Origin of the sequence: Enterobacter cloacae complex sp. SYL003 (assembly GCF_049236925.1) — a bacterium.
GTDB lineage: Bacteria > Pseudomonadota > Gammaproteobacteria > Enterobacterales > Enterobacteriaceae > Enterobacter > Enterobacter intestinihominis.
This window is the reverse complement of sequence record NZ_JBMKJK010000014.1, coordinates 20088-39272: the sequence shown is the minus strand read 5'-3', so window position 1 is coordinate 39272 and position 19185 is coordinate 20088. Positions and strand designations below refer to the sequence as shown.

16 protein-coding genes are annotated in these 19185 nt (G+C 57.5%); 11 read left to right on the top strand and 5 right to left on the bottom strand.

Annotated features, from left to right (window positions below):
- The first annotated feature begins 9 nt into the window (after positions 1-9).
- The 6 genes from ACOT1A_RS17450 to ACOT1A_RS17425 all read left to right on the top strand — a co-directional run bounded on the left by ACOT1A_RS17450 (position 10) and on the right by ACOT1A_RS17425 (position 6852).
- Positions 10-651, top strand: a complete 642-nt coding sequence (locus ACOT1A_RS17450; RefSeq protein ID WP_003856081.1) for a DUF4310 family protein — start codon at positions 10-12, stop codon at positions 649-651.
- 42 nt (positions 652-693) lie between these two features.
- On the top strand, positions 694-1827 hold the full coding sequence (locus tag ACOT1A_RS17445; RefSeq protein ID WP_022646862.1) for an amidohydrolase/deacetylase family metallohydrolase: 1134 nt from the start codon (positions 694-696) through the stop codon (positions 1825-1827).
- Complete coding sequence (locus ACOT1A_RS17440; RefSeq protein ID WP_058677081.1) at positions 1811-2929, top strand: DgaE family pyridoxal phosphate-dependent ammonia lyase; 1119 nt, start codon at positions 1811-1813, stop codon at positions 2927-2929. The genes ACOT1A_RS17445 and ACOT1A_RS17440 overlap by 17 nt, the downstream gene beginning before the upstream one ends.
- On the top strand, positions 2926-3666 hold the full coding sequence (dagF, locus tag ACOT1A_RS17435) for a 2-dehydro-3-deoxy-phosphogluconate aldolase (RefSeq protein ID WP_022646864.1): 741 nt from the start codon (positions 2926-2928) through the stop codon (positions 3664-3666). The genes ACOT1A_RS17440 and dagF overlap by 4 nt, the downstream gene beginning before the upstream one ends.
- Positions 3667-3785: 119 nt before the next feature.
- Entirely contained in the window at positions 3786-4922 is a 1137-nt protein-coding gene (locus tag ACOT1A_RS17430) for a lactonase family protein (protein ID WP_063146637.1), read from the top strand.
- A 19-nt stretch (positions 4923-4941) separates the two neighbouring features.
- A complete protein-coding gene (locus ACOT1A_RS17425) occupies positions 4942-6852 on the top strand; it encodes a BglG family transcription antiterminator (RefSeq protein WP_023305322.1) in 1911 nt (636 codons plus the stop codon).
- Positions 6853-6884: 32 nt separating this feature from the next.
- Here the strand turns inward: ACOT1A_RS17425 and nrdG are convergent, their stop codons facing one another.
- The 4 genes from nrdG to treB form a co-directional block, all read right to left on the bottom strand.
- Positions 6885-7349 (bottom strand): anaerobic ribonucleoside-triphosphate reductase-activating protein, encoded by a 465-nt coding sequence (gene nrdG, locus ACOT1A_RS17420; protein ID WP_022646867.1) that lies wholly within the window; start codon positions 7347-7349, stop codon positions 6885-6887.
- Positions 7350-7454: 105 nt separating this feature from the next.
- Positions 7455-9593, bottom strand: coding sequence for an anaerobic ribonucleoside-triphosphate reductase (gene nrdD / locus ACOT1A_RS17415; protein ID WP_022646868.1), 2139 nt, complete (start codon positions 9591-9593; stop codon positions 7455-7457).
- Between the two features lie 373 nt (positions 9594-9966).
- The gene (gene treC / locus ACOT1A_RS17410; RefSeq protein WP_105322943.1) at positions 9967-11610 is read right to left on the bottom strand and encodes an alpha,alpha-phosphotrehalase; all 1644 of its coding nucleotides are present in this window, start codon (positions 11608-11610) and stop codon (positions 9967-9969) included.
- A gap of 51 nt (positions 11611-11661) precedes the next feature.
- Positions 11662-13080 (bottom strand): PTS trehalose transporter subunit IIBC, encoded by a 1419-nt coding sequence (gene treB, locus ACOT1A_RS17405; RefSeq protein WP_022646875.1) that lies wholly within the window; start codon positions 13078-13080, stop codon positions 11662-11664.
- A 33-nt stretch (positions 13081-13113) separates the two neighbouring features.
- On the opposite strand from treB, the gene ACOT1A_RS17400 reads away from it, so the two are divergent.
- The 4 genes from ACOT1A_RS17400 (at position 13114) to ACOT1A_RS17385 (ending at position 14866) form a co-directional block, all read left to right on the top strand.
- Positions 13114-13272 (top strand): hypothetical protein, encoded by a 159-nt coding sequence (locus tag ACOT1A_RS17400; RefSeq protein ID WP_176690886.1) that lies wholly within the window; start codon positions 13114-13116, stop codon positions 13270-13272.
- Positions 13273-13465: 193 nt separating this feature from the next.
- Entirely contained in the window at positions 13466-14158 is a 693-nt protein-coding gene (locus tag ACOT1A_RS17395; protein WP_105322944.1) for a hypothetical protein, read from the top strand.
- Between the two features lie 2 nt (positions 14159-14160).
- The gene (locus ACOT1A_RS17390) at positions 14161-14349 is read left to right on the top strand and encodes a hypothetical protein (RefSeq protein ID WP_032670905.1); all 189 of its coding nucleotides are present in this window, start codon (positions 14161-14163) and stop codon (positions 14347-14349) included.
- 37 nt (positions 14350-14386) lie between these two features.
- Complete coding sequence (locus tag ACOT1A_RS17385) at positions 14387-14866, top strand: Hcp family type VI secretion system effector (RefSeq protein ID WP_023305327.1); 480 nt, start codon at positions 14387-14389, stop codon at positions 14864-14866.
- Positions 14867-14947: 81 nt separating this feature from the next.
- Here the strand turns inward: ACOT1A_RS17385 and treR are convergent, their stop codons facing one another.
- Positions 14948-15895 (bottom strand): trehalose operon repressor TreR, encoded by a 948-nt coding sequence (treR, locus tag ACOT1A_RS17380; protein WP_022646876.1) that lies wholly within the window; start codon positions 15893-15895, stop codon positions 14948-14950.
- A 386-nt stretch (positions 15896-16281) separates the two neighbouring features.
- On the opposite strand from treR, the gene mgtA reads away from it, so the two are divergent.
- On the top strand, positions 16282-18990 hold the full coding sequence (gene mgtA / locus ACOT1A_RS17375) for a magnesium-translocating P-type ATPase (protein ID WP_022646877.1): 2709 nt from the start codon (positions 16282-16284) through the stop codon (positions 18988-18990).
- The last annotated feature ends 195 nt before the right edge of the window (positions 18991-19185 follow it).

Sequence of the window (19185 nt, the reverse complement as noted above, 5' to 3'; positions counted from 1 at the left end):
AGCCTCTAAATGGAACAGAATAAAGGTTTTTGGTATGCCGACTGGTCGTTCCCGATCTTCGTTGGCCTGCTCTCCTCCGGCGTCTTCGCCGGGACGCACATGTACTACCTCTACGGTATCGGCGCGTTTAACGAAGTGGCCTTCGTGGCAATGCTGAAAGCGGGAATCGATACCGGCGTTTACGGCGCGGTGGCGGCGTTCGGCGCAAGCTTCCTTTTCGCCCGTATCATCGAAGGGTCGCTGGTCGGGATTCTCGACATCGGCGGGGCGATCCAGACCGGCGTGGGCCTCGGCGTACCGGCGCTGCTGCTGGGCGCGGGGATCATGTTCCCGGTGACCAACTTTATTGCCTCGCTGATTACCGGCCTGGTGATTGGTCTGGCGATTGGCTACGTCATCATCCTGGCGCGTAAGTTCACCATCAACCAGAGTAACTCCACCTACGGTGCAGACGTGATGATGGGCGCGGGTAACGCCTCCGGCCGCTTCCTCGGGCCGTTGATTATCCTCAGCGCCATGACCGCCTCCATTCCAATCGGCGTCGGTTCCCTGGTGGGCGCGCTGCTGTTCTACATCTGGCAGAAGCCGATTACCGGTGGCGCCATCCTCGGCGCAATGATTTTGGGCTGGCTGTTCCCGGTCGCCCTTTAATACCTGCGGGCGCTTCGGTGCCCGCCTTATCAGGAGAACCCCATGTTTGATCTACTCCTGCGCCGTGCGCGCCTCGCCGACGATACCCTGACCGATATCGCCATTCAGGACGGGAAGATCGCCGCGACAGGCCAAATTGACGCTCCCGCTCGTAAAACGGTTGAGCTTAACGGTGTCGTGTTCGTCAGCGCGGGCTGGATTGACTCCCACGTCCACTGCTACCCGAACTCCCCAATTTACCACGACGAGCCGGACAGCGTGGGCATTGCCACCGGCGTCACCACCGTGGTGGACGCGGGCAGTACCGGGGCCGACGACGTGGATGATTTTTACGCCATCACCCGCAAAGCATCCACCGAGGTGTTTGCCCTGCTGAACATCTCCCGCGTGGGGCTGATTGCCCAGAACGAGCTGGCCAATATGGCCAATATTGATGCTGATGCGGTGAAGCAGGCGGTGACGCGCTACCCGGATTTTATCGTCGGCCTGAAGGCGCGCATGAGTAGCAGCGTGGTCGGTGAAAACGGCATTACCCCGCTGGAGCGCGCGAAAGCGATTCAAAAAGAGAATGGCGACCTGCCGCTGATGGTGCACATCGGCAACAACCCGCCGAACCTCGATGAGATTGCCGAACTGCTGAGCTCCGGCGACATCATCACCCACTGCTACAACGGCAAGCCTAACCGCATTCTGACGCCCTCCGGCGAGCTGCGCGCCTCCATCACCTCCGCCCTGAAGCGCGGCGTGCGCCTGGACGTCGGTCACGGCACGGCGAGCTTCAGCTTTGAAGTGGCGAAGCGCGCCATCGCGATGGGCATTCTGCCGCACACCATCAGCTCGGATATCTACTGCCGCAACCGCATCAACGGCCCGGTCGGCTCGCTGGCCAGCGTGATGTCGAAATTCCTCGCCATCGGCATGTCATTGCCGCAGGTGATTGACTGCGTCACCGCCAACGCCGCAGACGGCCTGCGCCTGACGCGCAAAGGCCGCATTCAGCCTGGTCTCGACGCTGATCTGACGCTGTTCACCCTCAAACGCCAGCCGACGGTGCTGACGGATGCTGAAAACGACAGCCTGCAGGCTGAACACATTCTGGTGCCGCTTGCCGCGATCCGCGCGGGCAAGGGCTACATGACCGAACAAGGGAGCACGGAACATGCCTTCGATTTATGAGAAGTACAACTTAAAGCAGGTTATCAACACCTCTGGCCGCATGACGGCGCTGGGTGTCTCCACGCCGCGCCCGGAAGTGGTGCAGGCGGCGATGGACGGCATGAATCACTATTTCGAGATAAAGGATCTGGTCAATAAAACCGGCGAATACATCGCGAAGTTGCTGGAGGTGGAAGGCGCAACGGTGGTCTCCTGCGCGTCAGCGGGCATTGCCCAGTCCGTGGCGGCGGTACTGGTGAAAGACAGCGACTGGCTGCTGGAAAACCTGCACGTCACACCGATTGAGAACAACGAGATCGTCCTGCCGAAAGGCCACAACGTTAACTTTGGCGCGCCGGTAGGCACCATGGTAGCGCTGGGCGGCGGCAGGCTGGTGGAAGCGGGCTACGCCAACGAATGCTCTGCCGATCAGCTGGCGGCAGCGATCACCCCGCGTACAGCGGCTATCCTCTACATTAAATCGCACCACTGCGTGCAGAAAAGCATGCTTAGCGTTGAGCAGGCGGCGGTCGTGGCGCGTAAACACGATCTGCCGCTGATCGTTGACGCCGCGGCGGAAGAAGATCTGCATACCTATTACCGATCCGGCGCCGATCTGGTGATCTACAGCGGCGCGAAGGCGATTGAAGGGCCAACCAGCGGCCTGGTGATCGGCAAAACCCAGTACGTTGAGTGGGTGAAGCGCCAGACGGCGGGCATTGGCCGCGCGATGAAGGTGGGCAAAGAGGGGATCCTCGGCCTGACCTGCGCCATCGAACACTACCTGACGGCCACCAGGGAGAGCGGGGCCGAGATGGTGGCGAAAATGACGCCGTTTATTGACGCGCTCAACACCCTGAACGGCGTCACCGCCCGCGTGGTCTGGGACAGCGCGGGTCGCGATATCGCGCGCACCGAGATTAAGTTTGACGAAGCGACCACCGGCGTCGGCACCGGTGAACTGGTGAACGCGCTCAAGCAGGGCGAATACGCCATTTACTTCCGTGGCTATAAAGCTAACGAAGGGATTATCGAAGCGGATGTGCGCAGCGTGAATGCTGACCAGCTGAACATCGTGTACCGCCGCATTAGCGAAGAATTAGGACAGGAGAAAAAAGCATGAAACTGACCCCCAACTTTTACCGTGACCGCGTCTGCCTGAACGTGCTGGCAGGATCGAAAGCCAACGCCAGCGCCATTTACGAGGCGGCGGAAGGTCATGTGCTGGTGGGCGTGCTCTCCAAAAATTACCCCGACGTGGCGAGCGCCGTCGCGGATATGCGCGAGTACGCGGCACTGATTGATAACGCGCTCTCCGTGGGGCTGGGCGCAGGCGATCCGAACCAGTCGGCGATGGTGAGTGAAATCTCCCGCCAGGTACAGCCGCAGCACGTCAATCAGGTCTTTACCGGCGTGGCCGCCAGCCGCGCGCTGCTGGGGCAGAATGAGTCGGTGGTCAACGGCCTCGTCTCCCCGACCGGTACCGTCGGCATGGTTAAAATTTCCACCGGCCCGCTGAGCAGCAACGCGCCGGACGGCATTGTGCCGGTGGAAACCGCGATCGCCCTGCTGAAAGATTTTGGCGGAAGCTCAATCAAGTACTTCCCGATGGGCGGCCTCAAGTGCCGTGACGAGTATAAAGCGGTGGCGGAAGCCTGCGCCCGTCACGACTTCTGGCTGGAGCCGACCGGGGGAATCGATCTGGAGAACTTTGAGGAGATCCTGCAGATCGCCCTGGACGCGGGCGTGAGCAAAATCATCCCGCATATCTACAGCTCGATTATCGACAAAGCCAGCGGCGACACGCGTCCGGAAGATGTGCGTACGCTGCTGGCGATGACGAAGAAGCTGGTGAAGTAGAACCTGCCCCTCACCCCAGCCCTCTCCCCAAAGGGGAGAGGGTGTAATCGTCCCCTCTCCCCTTTGGGGAGAGGGTTAGGGTGAGGGGAAACACACCGCACACACCCGAAGGAGCCACCATGCACACCCGTACCCTGCTTGTCGCTTCACTCTCAATGCTCGCCACCGCCGCTGTCGCCCAGACGCAATACGCCTGGGTGGGTACCTATAATCCCAACGGCGAAGGGCTGTACCGTTTTACCGTCGACCCGCAAACCGGCGCGCTCGATAACAAAACGCTGGTGAGCCAACTCCCGAACGCTGCGCAGCTTACCGTCTCGCACGACGGCAAAACGCTCTACCTGGCAAGCGAGGTGGAGCAGGGCGTGGTGCAGGCGTTGCGAATAGGCGATAACGGCGCGCTGAGCGAGCTGAATCAGGTGGCCTCCGGCGGCGCGGGGCCGGTGTATCTTTCCCTGACGCCGAACGGCAAACATTTGCTGGTGGCGAACTACGTCAGCGGATCGATCGCGGTGCTGCCCGTTAACGCAGACGGCAGCCTGGGCGATGCTACGGACACCCATCAGGACAAAGGCGAACCGGGCGCGGCAAAGCCGGAAGCTGCCGTCGAGGGCAGTTTCGCCATCAGCGATCATAACGGCCCTCACGCGCACATGATCGCCGCCGATCCGAGCGGGAAATACGTTTTTTCCACCGATTTGGGGCTGGATCGCATCTATCAGTACCGTTTTGACGATCGAACCGGAAAGCTGACCCCGAACGATCCGCCGTTTATAAGCGCATCCTCAAAAGGGGCCGGGCCGCGCCACTTCGTCTTTACGCCGAAGGGGGATGCCCTGTGGCTGATTAACGAAGAAGCCTCTACGCTCACCCATTATGCGCTGGACAGCAACGGCAGGCTGCAAGAGGGTAAAACGGTTTCAGCCTTGCCGGACGGTTATAAAGGCACCAGTTTTGCTGCCGGGCTGGCGCTAAGCGCCGACGGGAAACAGCTGTATGTCGCTAACCGTTTGCATAACAGCATCGGGCACTTTACCGTAACGGCGGAGGGCACGCTGACACATCAGGACGATGTCTGGACGCGGGGCGACTATCCGCGCACCCTGACGCTTGATAAGCAGGGGCGATGGCTGTACGTCATGAACCAGCGCAGCGACAACATTACCCGTTTCCGCGTGGCGCCGGACGGCAAGCTGAGCGCCGAGCCAGACTATACCCCGGTCGGCAGCCCATCCCAGATGGTCATTTCACCCTGAGCAGTAAGAGGACAACGACGTGCGATTTCCGAACCAACGTTTAGCACAACTTTTCGATCTGTTGCAAAACGAGACGCTGCCGCAGGACGAGCTGGCGCAGCGGCTGTCGGTCTCCACGCGAACCGTCCGGGCGGATATCACCGCCCTGAACGCGCTGCTGGCCAGCCATGGCGCGCAGTTCATTTTGAGCCGGGGCAACGGCTATCAGCTCAAAATCAATGATGTGGTGCGCTATCAACAATTGCAGTCGTCCCACCCGCGCGCGCTGCGTATTCCGCGAACCGGACCGGAGCGTGTGCACTATCTGGTGGTGCGTTTTCTGACGTCAGCCTTTTCCCTCAAGCTGGAGGATCTGGCCGATGAATGGTTCGTCAGCCGGGCCACATTGCAGAGCGACATGGTGGAAGTACGCGAGTGGTTTCACCGTTACAACCTGACGCTGGAAACCCGCCCGCGCCACGGCATGAAGCTGTTTGGCAGCGAGATGGCGATCCGCGCCTGCCTGACCGACCTCCTGTGGGAGCTGGCGCAGCAGGATAGCCTGAACCCGCTGGTGACCGACGTGGCGCTCAACGCGGGCGTGGCGGAAAAGATGGTCCCTGTCCTGCACGACGCGCTGACGCGCCATCACATTCGCCTGACCGATGAAGGCGAGCTGTTCCTGCGCTTGTACTGCGCGGTGTCGGTGCGGCGCATCAGCGAGGGGTATCCGCTGCCGGAATTCCACGCTGAAGACGTGGAAGAGAACGTACGCGAGGCGGCGAAAGATATCGCCGTGGCTATCCAGGAGCTGGCGGGCAAAGCGCTTTCACCATCGGAAGAGAGCTGGCTGTGCGTGCACATTGCGGCGCGGCAGATCCAGGAGATCGCCCCCAGCGCCATTAATGCTGACGACGACGAAGCCCTGGTCAACTATATCCTGCGCTACATCAACACCCACTATAACTACAACCTGTTGAGCGACGAGCAACTGCATGCAGATCTGCTCACGCACATCAAAACCATGATTACCCGCGTGCGGTATCAAATCATGATCCCCAATCCGCTGCTGGATAACATCAAGCAGCACTACCCGATGGCGTGGGATATGACCCTCGCGGCGGTGTCGAGCTGGGGCAAATACACGCCGTATGTGATCAGCGAAAACGAAATTGGTTTTCTGGTGCTGCATATCGGTGTCGGTCTGGAGCGCCACTACAACATCGGCTACCAGCGTCAGCCGCGCGTGCTGCTGGTATGTGACGCCGGTAACGCGATGGTGCGCATGATCGAGGCGGTGCTTCAGCGCAAATACCCGCAGATTGAGGTGACGCGCACGCTCACCCTGCGCGAGTACGAACTTGCCGATGCCATCGGCGAAGACTTCGTGATCTCCACCGCTCGCGTGAGCGAAAAATCCAAACCGGTGGTGATAATCGCCCCGTTCCCGACCGATTATCAGTTAGAGCAGATCGGCAAGCTGGTGCTGGTGGACCGTACCCGCCCGTGGATGCTGGAGAAATACTTCGACGCGGCCCATTTCCGCATTCTCGACAAGCCTGTCGACCAGCAAACGCTGTTCCGCGAACTGTGTGGGCAGCTTGAAAGCGAAGGCTTTGTCGGCGCGGAATTTCTGGAATCGGTTATCGAGCGTGAAGCTATCGTCAGCACTATGCTCGGCGACGGCATCGCGCTGCCGCACTCCCTCGGCCTGCTGGCGCAAAAAACGGTGGTCTACACCGTGCTGGCGCCGCAGGGCATTCAGTGGGGAGATGAAACCGCCCATGTCATTTTTCTGCTCGCCATCAGCAAAAGCGAGTACGAAGAGGCAATGGCGATTTACGATATTTTTGTCACTTTCCTGCGTGAACGCGCGATGGCGCGCCTGTGCCAGTGCGAGGATTTTGCGGCGTTTAAGGCTGAGGCAATGGAGAGTGTGAGTCGGTTTTGACGTTCAGGCGGAAAGAGGATATCCGCCTTCATTCAACGCAGATGATGCACAACCTGGTTGCTGCTGCCGCGCCAGATAAGCATAGGATCTTTTAGATCCTGCACGAACTTGCCGTCGACCAGGACGTTAATCAGATCCACCACTTCCTTCTGCTGCGCATTCAGTTCATCCAGCTTATAACCCGTCCAGACCCAGATGTCTTTTCCCGCGCACTCGCGGCGGATGCGTTTTACCAGCTTCAGGATCGCCGGCACGTTTTGCGGATGGAGCGGGTCGCCGCCGGAGAGCGAGATCCCCTGACGTTTAATGCGCGTGTCGTTCAGGTCGTTGATGATGCGGTCTTCCATCTCAGCGGTAAACGGCATACCCGAGTTCAGGCGCCAGGTGCTTTTGTTATAGCAGCCGGGGCACTCGTGAACGCAGCCTGATACAAAGAGGGTGCAGCGGGTGCCGGGGCCGTTGACGATGTCGACGGGGTAGTACTGGTGATAGTTCATCGCGAATAACCACGCCGGGTGGCGCTGCGCTTACCCGGCCTACAAAAGAGAGCGGTCCGTAGGCCCGGTAAGCGCAGCGCCACCGGGCATTAACGTGGCAGTGGATTACCCGATCTGCCCATTCCCCAGATGTTTCACCCTGCGCTTCACCTCTTCCTGCTTACCGGCGTTAAACGGACGGGCGTCCGGGCTGCCGAGGTAGCCGCACACGCGGCGGGTCACGGAGACGCGGGCTGCATCGTGGTTACCGCATTTAGGGCAGGTGAAGCCTTTGCTGGTACACTCGAACTCACCGGTAAAGCCGCACTCGTAGCACTCGTCGATTGGCGTGTTGGTTCCGTAGTACGGAACGTGCTGATAGCTGTAATCCCACACGTCTTCCAGCGCCTTCAGGTTGTGCTGAATGTTCGGGTACTCGCCGTAGCAGATAAAACCGCCGTTCGCGATGGGCGGATAGGCCGCTTCGAAGTCGATCTTGTCGTACGGGTTCACCTTCTTCTCCACATCGAGGTGGAAGCTGTTGGTGTAGTAACCTTTGTCGGTCACCCCTTCCACGATGCCGAACTCGGCGGTATCCAGACGGCAGAAGCGATCGCAGAGGTTTTCGCTCGGCGTGCTGTACAGGCTGAAACCGTAGCCGGTTTCCTCTTTCCACTGGTCTACCGCATCGCGCAGGCGCTGCACAATCGCGATACCTTTCTCACGCAGGGCGTCGTTGTCATAGATGTGCTTGTCGCCAAATAGCGCGTTAATGGTTTCGTGAATGCCGATATAGCCGAGAGAGATCGACGCGCGACCGTTTTTGAAGATCTCCGACACATCATCATCCGCCTTCAGGCGCACGCCGCAGGCCCCTTCCATATAGAGAATTGGCGCGACGCGGGCTTTCACCCCTTCAAGGCGGGCGATGCGGGTCATCAGCGCCTTACGTGCCAGCTGTAAACGTTCATCCAGCAGCGCCCAGAAGGCCGCTTCATTACCTTTGGCTTCCAGCGCGATGCGCGGCAGGTTCAGGCTGATGACGCCCAGGTTGTTGCGCCCGTCGTGGATCTGCTCGCCGTTCTCATCTTCGTACACGCCGAGGAAGCTGCGACAGCCCATTGGCGTTTTAAACGAACCGGTGACTTTTACCACCTGGTCGTAGTTCAGAATGTCCGGGTACATACGCTTGCTCGCGCACTCCAGCGCCAGCTGTTTGATGTCGTAGTTCGGATCGCCAAACTTGTGGTTCAGGCCGTCGCGAATGGCGAACACCAGTTTCGGGAACACCGCCGTTTTACGGTTTTTACCGAGGCCGGAGATACGGTTACGCAGAATAGACTGCTGGATCAGGCGTGATTCCCAACTGGTTCCGAGGCCAAACCCGAAGGTCACAAACGGCGTCTGGCCGTTGGCGGTGTGCAGCGTGTTTACTTCATATTCCAGCGACTGGAACGCGTCGTAGCACTCTTTCTCGGTGCGGGAACGGGCATAACCGTCGGCGTCCGGGATCTGCCACTCTTCCGCCGTTTTACGGTGTTTGTTGAAGCTCTCGGTCACGAACGGGGCCAGCACTTCATCGATGCGGTTAATGGTGGTGCCGCCATAGATGTGGCTCGCCACCTGGGCGATGATCTGCGCCGTGACCGCCGTCGCGGTGGAGATGGATTTCGGCGGCTCAATCTCGGCGTTACCCATTTTAAAACCCTGGGTCAGCATGCCTTTCAGGTCGATCAGCATGCAGTTAAACATCGGGAAGAACGGCGAGTAGTCGAGATCGTGGTAGTGGATCTCACCGCGCTCGTGCGCCGAGACTACATCGCGCGGCAGCAGGTGCTGGCGGGCATAGTGCTTGGCGACGATACCAGCCAGCAGGTCGCGCTGGGTCGGGATCACTTTGCTGTCTTTATTGGCATTTTCATTGAGCAGCGACGAGTTGGTTTGCTCTACCAGGCCGCGGATCTCCTGGTTCAGGCGACCGCGTTTCTCACGCTGGACGTCACGGTCGTGACGATACTCAATGTAGGCGCGCGCCAGCTGCTTGTACGGACCAGACATCAGCTGGTTTTCAACCGCGGTCTGGATCTCGTTGATATCCACCTGGCTGCGTTCATGCATCTGGCTGCTAACGACTTCTGCGACGGTGGCGCAGTAATCTGCGTCATCGACTCCCGCTGCTTTAGCTGCACGCAGAATGGCTTCTTTGATGCGCTCTGATTTAAACGGCACTTTACAGCCATCACGTTTCATCACATGCGGTGTCATGATCACTCCATTTTAAAAACAGGTTATCCACAGAGGTGGAGAAGTATTCACCGGGCGTATTCCTCGCCGCGGCAAAGACTTCCCGCGTGCCCAGCCCGTGTTATCCACAATTCCGGCCAGCGTAAGCGCCGTCTTGTTGTTGGAATAGTAGACGATAAATACAAGATGTTGGGTCGGCGTGCATTTTAAGTGCTACATATAGTGATTTGCATCAAACATGTTTGCGATTTTTTTGATGCAGGACAAAGTAAAAAGACGAGAGTACAAACGGCGGGCGCTGGGGCAATTGTAAAGACGCGAAGGAAAAATCTGATTAATTATTCAACAAAAACAGCAAAGTAAGCCGGACACGGCATCGTGCCCGGCGGAGGAATTACTGCTTTAACCACCACACGGCTTCAAACGGACGAAGCATTGAGGTTTGAGGGGCGGGGTAGTTGCTTATCACCACCTGCGACTCGCCGCTGAGAGCGTCCGCTTGCCATTCCTGAGGCAAATGGCTCAGGTTCGCCACCACCATCAGCGTTTGCCCCTGCCACTGGCGGCGATAGCACCACAGGGAAGGGTGGTCAGGCAGGAGATCCTCATAATCCCCCCACGTCAGTACCGGCAGGGTTTTGCGCAGGATAATCAGCGACTGATAGGTGTAGAACACCGAATCGGGGTCGTCCAGCGCCGCGCGGACATTCACGGTTTCGTAGTTGTCGCAAACGCCAATCCACGGCTCGGCCTCGGTAAAGCCCGCATTATGCGAGGCGTCCCACTGCATCGGCGTGCGGCCATTATCGCGTGACTTACTCGCCAGAATCGCCAGTAGTTCATCCGTATCGCGTCCGTTAGCCCGCTGTTCGGCGAACATGTTCAGGCTTTCTACGTCGCGGTAGTCGGTGATACGGCTGAAATGCGGGTTGGTCATGCCCAGCTCTTCACCCTGATAGATATACGGCGTGCCCTGCATCCCGTGCAGCACCATGCCGAGCATTTTCGCCGCCGCCACGCGGTGTTCCCCTTCGTCACCAAAGCGTGACACGATGCGCGGCTGGTCATGGTTACACCAGAACAGCGCGTTCCAGGCTTTGTTGTGCATCCCCTGCTGCCAGTGGCGGAAAAGGGTTTTCAGCGCCACAAAATCCGGCTTCGCAAGCGTCCACTTTTCGCCGCCGGGGTAGTCGACCTTCAGATGATGGAAGTTAAAGGTCATCGACAGCTCGCGCCCGTCGAGCGACGCATACTGCTGACAGTTCTCCAGCGAGGTGGAGGACATCTCGCCCACCGTCATCAGGTTGCGCGGCGTAAAGACATCCCGGCTCATCTCCTGAAGATATTCGTGGATGCGCGGCCCGTCAGTGTAGAAACGTCGGCCATCCCCGATGGTGTCGTCCGGGAAATCCTGATCTTTTGAAATCAGGTTAATGACGTCCAGACGCAAGCCGTCCACGCCGCGATCGGCCCAGAACTCGCACACTTTTTTCAGCTCGGCGCGCACCGCCGGGTTTTCCCAGTTGAGATCCGCCTGCTCCGGCGCGAACAGATGCAGATAATACTGCTCGCTTTCGGCATGCCAGCGCCAGGCGTTGCCGCCAAACTTGGAGCGCCAGTTGTTGGGAAGCGCGTCCGGCGTACCGTCGCGCCAGATATAGAACTCACGGTACGGACTCGCTTTATCCAGCGACTCGCGGAACCAGGCGTGCTGCGTGGACGTGTGGTTAAAGACCATATCCAGCACGATGCGGATGCCACGTTCATGCGCCCGGGCAACCAGCTCGTCAAAGTCGTCCAGCGTGCCGTAGGTCGGGTCGATGGCAGTGTAGTTCGCCACGTCATATCCGTTATCCACCTGCGGGGAGATATAAAACGGCGTCAGCCAGATGGCGTCAATGCCAAGGGTTTTCAGGTAGTCAAGGCGCTGCGTTACGCCGCGCAGATCGCCGGTGCCGCTGCCGGTGGTATCCTGAAAACTCTTTGGGTAAATCTGATAGATAACGCCGTTCTGCCACCAGTGAGGAAGGGTATTCATAGTACGTTCCTGCAAATGCGAAGGGGCGCAACTGCGCCCCGAAAAAGGGAATTAAACAATCTGCAACGTGCCCTGACGGAACTTACGCTGGTAAACCACGGTAGTCAGCGCCATTGGGATGATAATCGCCACCGCCATCGCCAGCGCAAATACCTGCCAGAATGAAGGCTGAATGGAGAGGATACCCGGCAGGCCGCCGACGCCAATCCCGTTTGCCATTACGCCGTTCAGGCCGCACAGCAAGCCCGCCAGACCGGAGCCGATCATCGCGCAGAGCATCGGGAAGCGATATTTCAGGTTGATACCGTACATCGCCGGTTCAGTGACGCCGAGGTAAGCGGAGATGGCCGCCGGAACGGAGATCTCACGCTCGTTGTGCTTACGGCTGACGATGATAATGCCGGTTACAGCGGAGGCCTGCGCAATGTTAGACAGGGCGATAATCGGCCAGACCGGCGTGCCGCCGAGGCTCTGGATCATCTGCATATCGATCGCCAGCGTGGTCTGGTGCACGCCGGTGATCACCAGCGGAGCGTACAGGAAGCCGAACAGTGCGGCGCCAATCGGTGCGAAGCTGCCGGTCATCAGGTGACGGACCGCGAAGGCCACGCCGTCGCCAATCATGCGGCCAAACGGACCGATAAAGGCATGCGCCAGGAACACCGCCAGGATCAGCGAGCAGACCGGGACCACCACCAGATAGAGATAGTCCGGCACGATGCGCTTCAGACGCGTCTCAATAAAGCCCAGCGCCAGACCCGCCAGCAATGCCGGGATAACCTGCGCCTGGTAGCCCACTTTGGCGATGGTAAACAGGCCGAAGTTCCACACCTCTGGCGTTTGCTGACCAAGTAAGTAAGCGTTCATTAACTGCGGAGAGACCAGCGTCACGCCGAGTACGATTCCGAGAATGGGCGTTCCGCCCATCTTGCGCACCGCTGACCAGCAGATCCCGACCGGCAGATAGAAGAAGATGGCTTCGCCAATCAGCCACAGGAAGTCATAGATGCTTTGCAGCGCCGGGTACATCTGCGCCAGGGTTTTGCCGTCGCTCATTGGCACATCGCCGATGACGTTACGGAAGCCCAGAATTAAGCCCCCGCTGATCAGCGCTGGCAGCAGCGGGAAGAAGATCTCCGCAAAATGGGAAATCAGCTGCTCATGCCATTTCATATTCTGGCGCGCTGCCTTCTTCGCCTGCTCTTTATCGGCGGAAGAGTGCCCGGTAGTCGCCAGCAGAGCCTGATAGTAATCGCCCACTTCGGTACCAATCACCACCTGGAACTGCCCGGCGTTGGTGAAGCAGCCTTTAACCATTTTCAACTCTTCAATGGCTTTCGGATTGGCTTTGGCCGGATCGTTCAGCACGAAGCGCAGGCGGGTAATGCAATGGCTGACGGTGGCGATGTTCTCGCGTCCGCCGACCAGGACGATCAGCTGATCGATATCGGCTTGTTTGACTTTACTCATCATGAAACCTCATGACAGATGGTGAAAGGGGTTATGACCTGTGCGCAAGCCTACTCCTTCAACGTGACGGCGAAAATGGGAACGTTCCCGAAATCGGGCGAAGATCACAATAATCCGTTTAGCGGGGGCTATCTGGATGCGTTTCTTGATATAAGTTCAAGCGCGTGTATGCCCTTTGAGATTTATGTCTGAAGCTTACGGGCTGTGAGGGGAGTGATATAAAAATATTCTAAATTCATGAGGTTAATAGTTAATATTTTTGAAGAAATACCGGGTCAATATCTTAAAAATACGTTTACCAGACCTAAACGTGATCTGGTTGGAACATTCATATCGCGTTCAGGCATAGGCTGCTTTCAAATTGTTAAAAAAGTCTGGGGCGCGTATGTACGGAAACAACGAGATCATCAGTTATCTACAGGCCAATAAAATACTTGCGTTAAAGCTCGACCATGCTATTACAGGTGTAAGTGAGCAAGTTAAAAATCAGGTGGATACGATAAGTAAAGGCGCGACTCGTCTGTTGTATTACACCTCATGTTTCACCGATGAATACAATGACGTTTGCCAGAGACAAAAGACCGAAGATATACGTTTCAGGGATGCCGTTTATAAGGTGCTCAGTGGCGTTGATGTCGCCTATAACATGCTACAAATCTACTTTGAAGAAATTTTCAAAAACAAAACCTCAGACCAGTTAGAATACATCAAGCAGCGCCTGATGGCCGTAAATGTTCATGTTGCAGCAGTTACTCTCACAGGTGCTGGATTTACATTAGCTGTCGCCTCTTACGTTCGACTTGGTTTAAACCTCAGTCTCGAACTCAGCGCCATTGCAGGAACATGGGCATCCCGGGGGATTGCCCTTATAGGTTTTTATGGTGTCGTGCAGAAAGCTGCAGATAGTGCTTATCGACTGCATATTCAATTCCCTGCCTATTATTCTGCACTTTATGCGCAAGGACTGGAAATGCTCTATTTTCTCATTGAGCCGATATTTCATCGGGCGGGCGCGATGAAAGCGCAATGGGCGTCGAATGACCAAATTGCAGACATCATTAGCAGGATGATCCAATAGTCATGCTGAACTACATAAAACGTTTTTTACGTTGGCAAGGGAGAACTTTCTTTTCAGTTTACGGCCCAACCGCGCTAACAATTATATTCGCCATTATTCAGGCTCATTTCTTTCCAGGAAGCCCAGTCTGGCCAGTCGGTGTTTTCTTCATTGCCGTAATGATTATTTTTGGCCGTTATATAAAAGGCTGAACACTCCAATATTGATATCAACTAATAAGGAAATTATATGTCTACTCCCGCACACTTATGGCTTGAAGATGAGAACGGTTCGCCGGTTGTCGGTAGCTGCATGATACCGCTGCGCCTGGGCTCTATTGAATTAAAATCATTCTCTCACGGTGTGACCATCCCGGTTGACTCCCATTGGGGAAAACTCACTGGTACTCGTGTTCACCGCCCAATCACAATAATTAAAGAATTCGATCAGACAACTCCCCTTCTGTACCGTGCGGTGTGCGAAGGCCGAACAATGAAGAAAGCGACAATCAAAATGTACCGTATTTTGGACTCAGGGATCGAAGCCGAATATTTTAACATCATTCTTGAAAACGTGAAGTTCACAACGGTAGCGCCATATCTGTCACCCAACGGCACGAGCAGTACTCACCTCGAAACGCTCGAATTGCGCTATGAGGCGATCACATGGAAGTATATGGAAGGCAATATCCTATATCGTGATTCATGGAACGATCGCTGTTGTGCATAATATCGAAAGAAATGGCGCAGGAGACATTGATACGCTAATTGATTTTCTGCTCCCTGCGCTTACTTTTCTTCCTGACACGTTCTACGACAGGCGGGCTGGAATAACGATCTGACGGGGCTCGGTACGCCCGGTAATTTGCTCGATCAGCTGCGCGGCAGCCTGCCGGCCAGACTCGGCATAACCCGGATCGACGCTGATAATCTCCGGGTGTAAGAACTTCATCAGCGGCGTGCTTCCCACGCTCGCTAACTGCAGCTCCCCGATGCGTTGTTCCTGCAAATATTTGCTCGCACCCAATGCAAGGGTATCCGTGGCGCACACCAGGGCGGTGGTTTGTGCAGTCAGCACGCTGGCGACCTGCTCATATCCCTGTTTCATACCCAGTCCAGGCAGCGCGGCCACGGCGGGGAGATTGTTTTTTTTACAAAACGCCAGGTACGCTTCATGGCGACGCTTGCCGGTGGTGATGTCGGCATGCGGCACGCCGAGATAGCTGATATGCCGATGGCCCTGCTCATACAGGCGCTGCATCAGGATCACGATTGCCCCTTCGTCATCGTAACAGACAGAGGCAAACCCGCTGGCGTCGCGCGCCAGCAGCACCAGAGACGGCTGCCAGGGTTTAAGCATGTCCTCTTTAAGGCCGGTAAACCCGAACAGCACTACGCCATCAATGTTGCGGCGCTGAAGCATACCGAGATGCTCCTCCACCATTTGCGCCGAGAACTTGCTCTCCATCATGATCGGATCGTAGCCCTGCTCGTAGAACGCGGGCAGCATCGTCTGTACGGCGAGGTTTTCGGAGAGGGAATCCAGACGCGAGACAATAATGGCGACCACTTTATCGCTCTGCCCGCGCATGGCGCGCGCGGAGCGGGAAGGGGAAAAACCGTGCTGATTCATCACCGCCTCGACGCGCTCGCGTGTGCGCTCGCTGACACCGCTTTCGTTGTTAAGCACGCGTGAGACGGTCGATTTCCCCACGCCGCTTAAACGCGCGATGTCTTTAATCGTAAGGCGGTTCTGCATGCTGTATTCCCTGTAACAACGATAAAATAATCAGTTGAGCCTAATGCTATCCTGCGAATTCGCTATGGGCAAAGTCTGGTTTACGTGCGGTTTATTTACGAGGGGGTATCATACCGCCCGAATAGTCACAAAAGGTATGGTTAAATCCTTATACTGCGCGACGACATCCCATTTTTAACTTACCGGAGGCCACATGGATCCCGATCCCACACCTCTCCTGACCAGGAGAAAACCTTCTTTCCGGTAAGCCAGCCTTTTGCTGTCTCACCGGCGTGAGGCAGCAACGTTCATACGTTCCTGCTTGATAAATTAAGTGCCTGACAGGTACGGCTCTGCCACGCCTGCGGGAAAACTGCGTCCGCCTTTGCGGATGCGGGGGAATGACTATGCTGAAAAATATCACCCGGCAGCTGTTCGCGCAGCTGAGCCGCCACCTGCCACATCGCCTGATTGCGCGCGATCCGCTGCCAAATGCCAACACCCTGGCGGGCGCGGAAATCCCCGCTTCCCTGACCGAGCGCTGCCTGAACGTGGCGGCGATGGATGAAAACGAAGTCTGGCGTGCCTTTGGCGGCCACCCGGAAGGGCTGAACGCGCAAGAAGTGTCAAAAATCCGCGAGGAACATGGCGATAACCAGATCCCGGCGCAAAAACCCTCTCCATGGTGGGTCCACCTGTGGCTCTGCTACCGCAATCCGTTCAACCTGCTGCTGACGGTGCTCGGGATTATCTCTTACGCCACTGAAGATCTGTTTGCCGCAGGCGTAATTGCCCTGATGGTGGGGATCTCCACGCTGCTTAACTTTATTCAGGAAGCGCGCTCCACCAAAGCGGCGGATGCGCTGAAAGCGATGGTCAGCAATACTGCCACCGTGTCGCGTGTGATTAACGACCTCGGCGAAAACGCCTGGATTGAACTGCCCATTGACCAGCTGGTGCCGGGCGATCTGGTGAAGCTGGCGGCGGGGGACATGATCCCGGCGGATTTACGCATCATCCAGGCGCGGGATCTGTTCGTCGCGCAGGCGTCACTCACCGGTGAATCCCTGCCCGTAGAGAAGGTGGCGAGGACCCGCGATCCGCAGCAGATGAACCCGCTGGAATGCGACACCCTGTGCTTTATGGGCACCACGGTGGTCAGCGGCACGGCACAGGCCATTGTCACCGCTACCGGCGGCAACACCTGGTTTGGGCAGCTTGCCGGACGCGTCAGCGAGCAGGAGAGCGAGCCGAACGCATTCCAGAAAGGCATTGGCCGCGTCAGCATGCTGCTGATCCGCTTTATGATGGTCATGACGCCGATTGTCCTGCTGATCAACGGCTACACCAAAGGTGACTGGTGGGAAGCGGCGCTGTTCGCCCTCTCCGTGGCTGTCGGCTTAACGCCGGAAATGCTGCCGATGATTGTCACCTCCACGCTGGCGCGCGGGGCGGTCAAACTCTCTAAACAAAAGGTGATCGTCAAACACCTCGACGCCATCCAGAACTTTGGCGCGATGGACATTCTTTGCACCGATAAAACCGGCACCCTGACCCAGGACAAAATCGTGCTGGAGAACCACACCGATATCGCCGGAAAGACCAGCGAACGGGTGCTGTACAGCGCGTGGCTGAACAGTCACTACCAGACAGGGCTGAAAAACCTGCTCGACGTGGCGGTGCTGGAAGGTGTGGATGAAGAGTCTGCCCGCATGCTCTCCGGCCGCTGGCAGAAGGTGGACGAAATTCCGTTCGACTTTGAACGGCGCCGCATGTCGGTGGTGGTCAGCGAGCAGCCGGACGTACATCAGCTGATCTGCAAAGGGGCATTGCAGGAGATCCTGAATGTTTCCACGCAGGTGCGTCATAACGGCGAGATCGTGCCGCTGGATGAGACCATGCTGCGCCGCATCAAACGCGTCACCGATAACCTGAACCGTCAGGGGCTGCGCGTGGTGGCGGTAGCAAGCAAGTTCCTGCCCGCGCGGGAAGGGGACTACCAGCGTATCGATGAATCCGATTTGATCCTCGAGGGTTACATCGCATTCCTCGATCCGCCGAAAGAGACCACCGCGCCGGCGCTGAAAGCACTGAAAGCGAGCGGGATCACCGTCAAAATCCTGACCGGCGACAGCGAGCTGGTGGCGGCCAAAGTGTGCCACGAAGTGGGCCTGGACGCGGGCGACGTCGTGGTGGGGAGCGACATTGAGCACCTGTCCGACGATGAGCTGGCCGAGCTTGCCCTGCGCACCACGCTGTTTGCCCGCCTGACGCCGATGCATAAAGAACGCATCGTCACTCTGCTGCGTCGTGAAGGGCACGTGGTGGGCTTTATGGGCGACGGCATCAACGATGCGCCAGCCCTGCGTGCGGCGGATATCGGTATCTCCGTGGACGGCGCGGTGGATATCGCCCGCGAGGCGGCAGATATCATTCTGCTGGAAAAGAGCCTGATGGTGCTGGAGGAGGGCGTCATCGAAGGGCGTCGCACCTTCGCCAATATGCTCAAATACATCAAAATGACCGCCAGCTCCAACTTCGGTAACGTCTTCAGCGTGCTGGTGGCGAGCGCCTTCCTGCCGTTCCTGCCGATGCTGCCGCTGCACCTGCTGATTCAGAACCTGATGTACGATGTCTCTCAGGTCGCCATCCCGTTTGATAACGTGGACGACGAGCAGATCCAGAAGCCGCAGCGCTGGAACCCCGCCGATCTGGGGCGCTTTATGCTGTTCTTTGGGCCGATCAGCTCCATCTTTGACATTCTGACCTTCTGCCTGATGTGGTTTGTGTTCCACGCCAACACCCCGGAACACCAGACGCTGTTCCAGTCCGGCTGGTTCGTGGTGGGGCTGCTGTCCCAGACCCTGATTGTGCATATGATCCGCACCCGCCGCATTCCGTTTATCCAGAGCCGTGCCGCATGGCCGCTGATCGTGATGACGGGCATTGTGATGGCGCTCGGGATCGCGCTGCCGTTCTCGCCGCTTGCAAGTTACCTGCAACTTCAGGCGCTGCCGCTGAGCTACTTCCCGTGGCTGGTGGCGATCCTCGCGGGTTACATGGTGCTGACGCAGATGGTCAAAGGGTTCTATAGCCGTCGGTATGGATGGCAGTAACGGCAAGCCCGGTGGCGCTGCGCTTACCGGGCCTACGATCCGAACGTAGGCCGGGTAAGGCGAAGCCGCCACCCGGCAGCTGGCTTTCCTCCCAAATTCAACAACCTGTGATCTCCGTCGGCGCATTCGCTTGACGACAATTTGAGCGCATGTTAACAGAATGTTTTGCCTTTATTTGGCCCGTCAGATAAGGAA

Excerpts from the sequence above, each read along its gene's own strand:
- ACOT1A_RS17400 (WP_176690886.1), top strand. The coding sequence starts at position 13,114 with ATGACCTGTGCGCAAGCCTACTCCTTCAACGTGACGGCGAAAATGGGA.
- ACOT1A_RS17445 (WP_022646862.1), top strand. The coding sequence starts at position 694 with ATGTTTGATCTACTCCTGCGCCGTGCGCGCCTCGCCGACGATACCCTG.
- ACOT1A_RS17395 (WP_105322944.1), top strand. The coding sequence starts at position 13,466 with ATGTACGGAAACAACGAGATCATCAGTTATCTACAGGCCAATAAAATA.
- ACOT1A_RS17390 (WP_032670905.1), top strand. The coding sequence starts at position 14,161 with ATGCTGAACTACATAAAACGTTTTTTACGTTGGCAAGGGAGAACTTTC.
- treB (WP_022646875.1), bottom strand. The coding sequence starts at position 13,080 with ATGAGTAAAGTCAAACAAGCCGATATCGATCAGCTGATCGTCCTGGTC.
- treR (WP_022646876.1), bottom strand. The coding sequence starts at position 15,895 with ATGCAGAACCGCCTTACGATTAAAGACATCGCGCGTTTAAGCGGCGTG.
- dagF (WP_022646864.1), top strand. The coding sequence starts at position 2,926 with ATGAAACTGACCCCCAACTTTTACCGTGACCGCGTCTGCCTGAACGTG.
- nrdG (WP_022646867.1), bottom strand. The coding sequence starts at position 7,349 with ATGAACTATCACCAGTACTACCCCGTCGACATCGTCAACGGCCCCGGC.
- ACOT1A_RS17385 (WP_023305327.1), top strand. The coding sequence starts at position 14,387 with ATGTCTACTCCCGCACACTTATGGCTTGAAGATGAGAACGGTTCGCCG.
- ACOT1A_RS17440 (WP_058677081.1), top strand. The coding sequence starts at position 1,811 with ATGCCTTCGATTTATGAGAAGTACAACTTAAAGCAGGTTATCAACACC.
- nrdD (WP_022646868.1), bottom strand. The coding sequence starts at position 9,593 with ATGACACCGCATGTGATGAAACGTGATGGCTGTAAAGTGCCGTTTAAA.
- ACOT1A_RS17430 (WP_063146637.1), top strand. The coding sequence starts at position 3,786 with ATGCACACCCGTACCCTGCTTGTCGCTTCACTCTCAATGCTCGCCACC.
- treC (WP_105322943.1), bottom strand. The coding sequence starts at position 11,610 with ATGAATACCCTTCCTCACTGGTGGCAGAACGGCGTTATCTATCAGATT.
- ACOT1A_RS17450 (WP_003856081.1), top strand. The coding sequence starts at position 10 with ATGGAACAGAATAAAGGTTTTTGGTATGCCGACTGGTCGTTCCCGATC.
- mgtA (WP_022646877.1), top strand. The coding sequence starts at position 16,282 with ATGCTGAAAAATATCACCCGGCAGCTGTTCGCGCAGCTGAGCCGCCAC.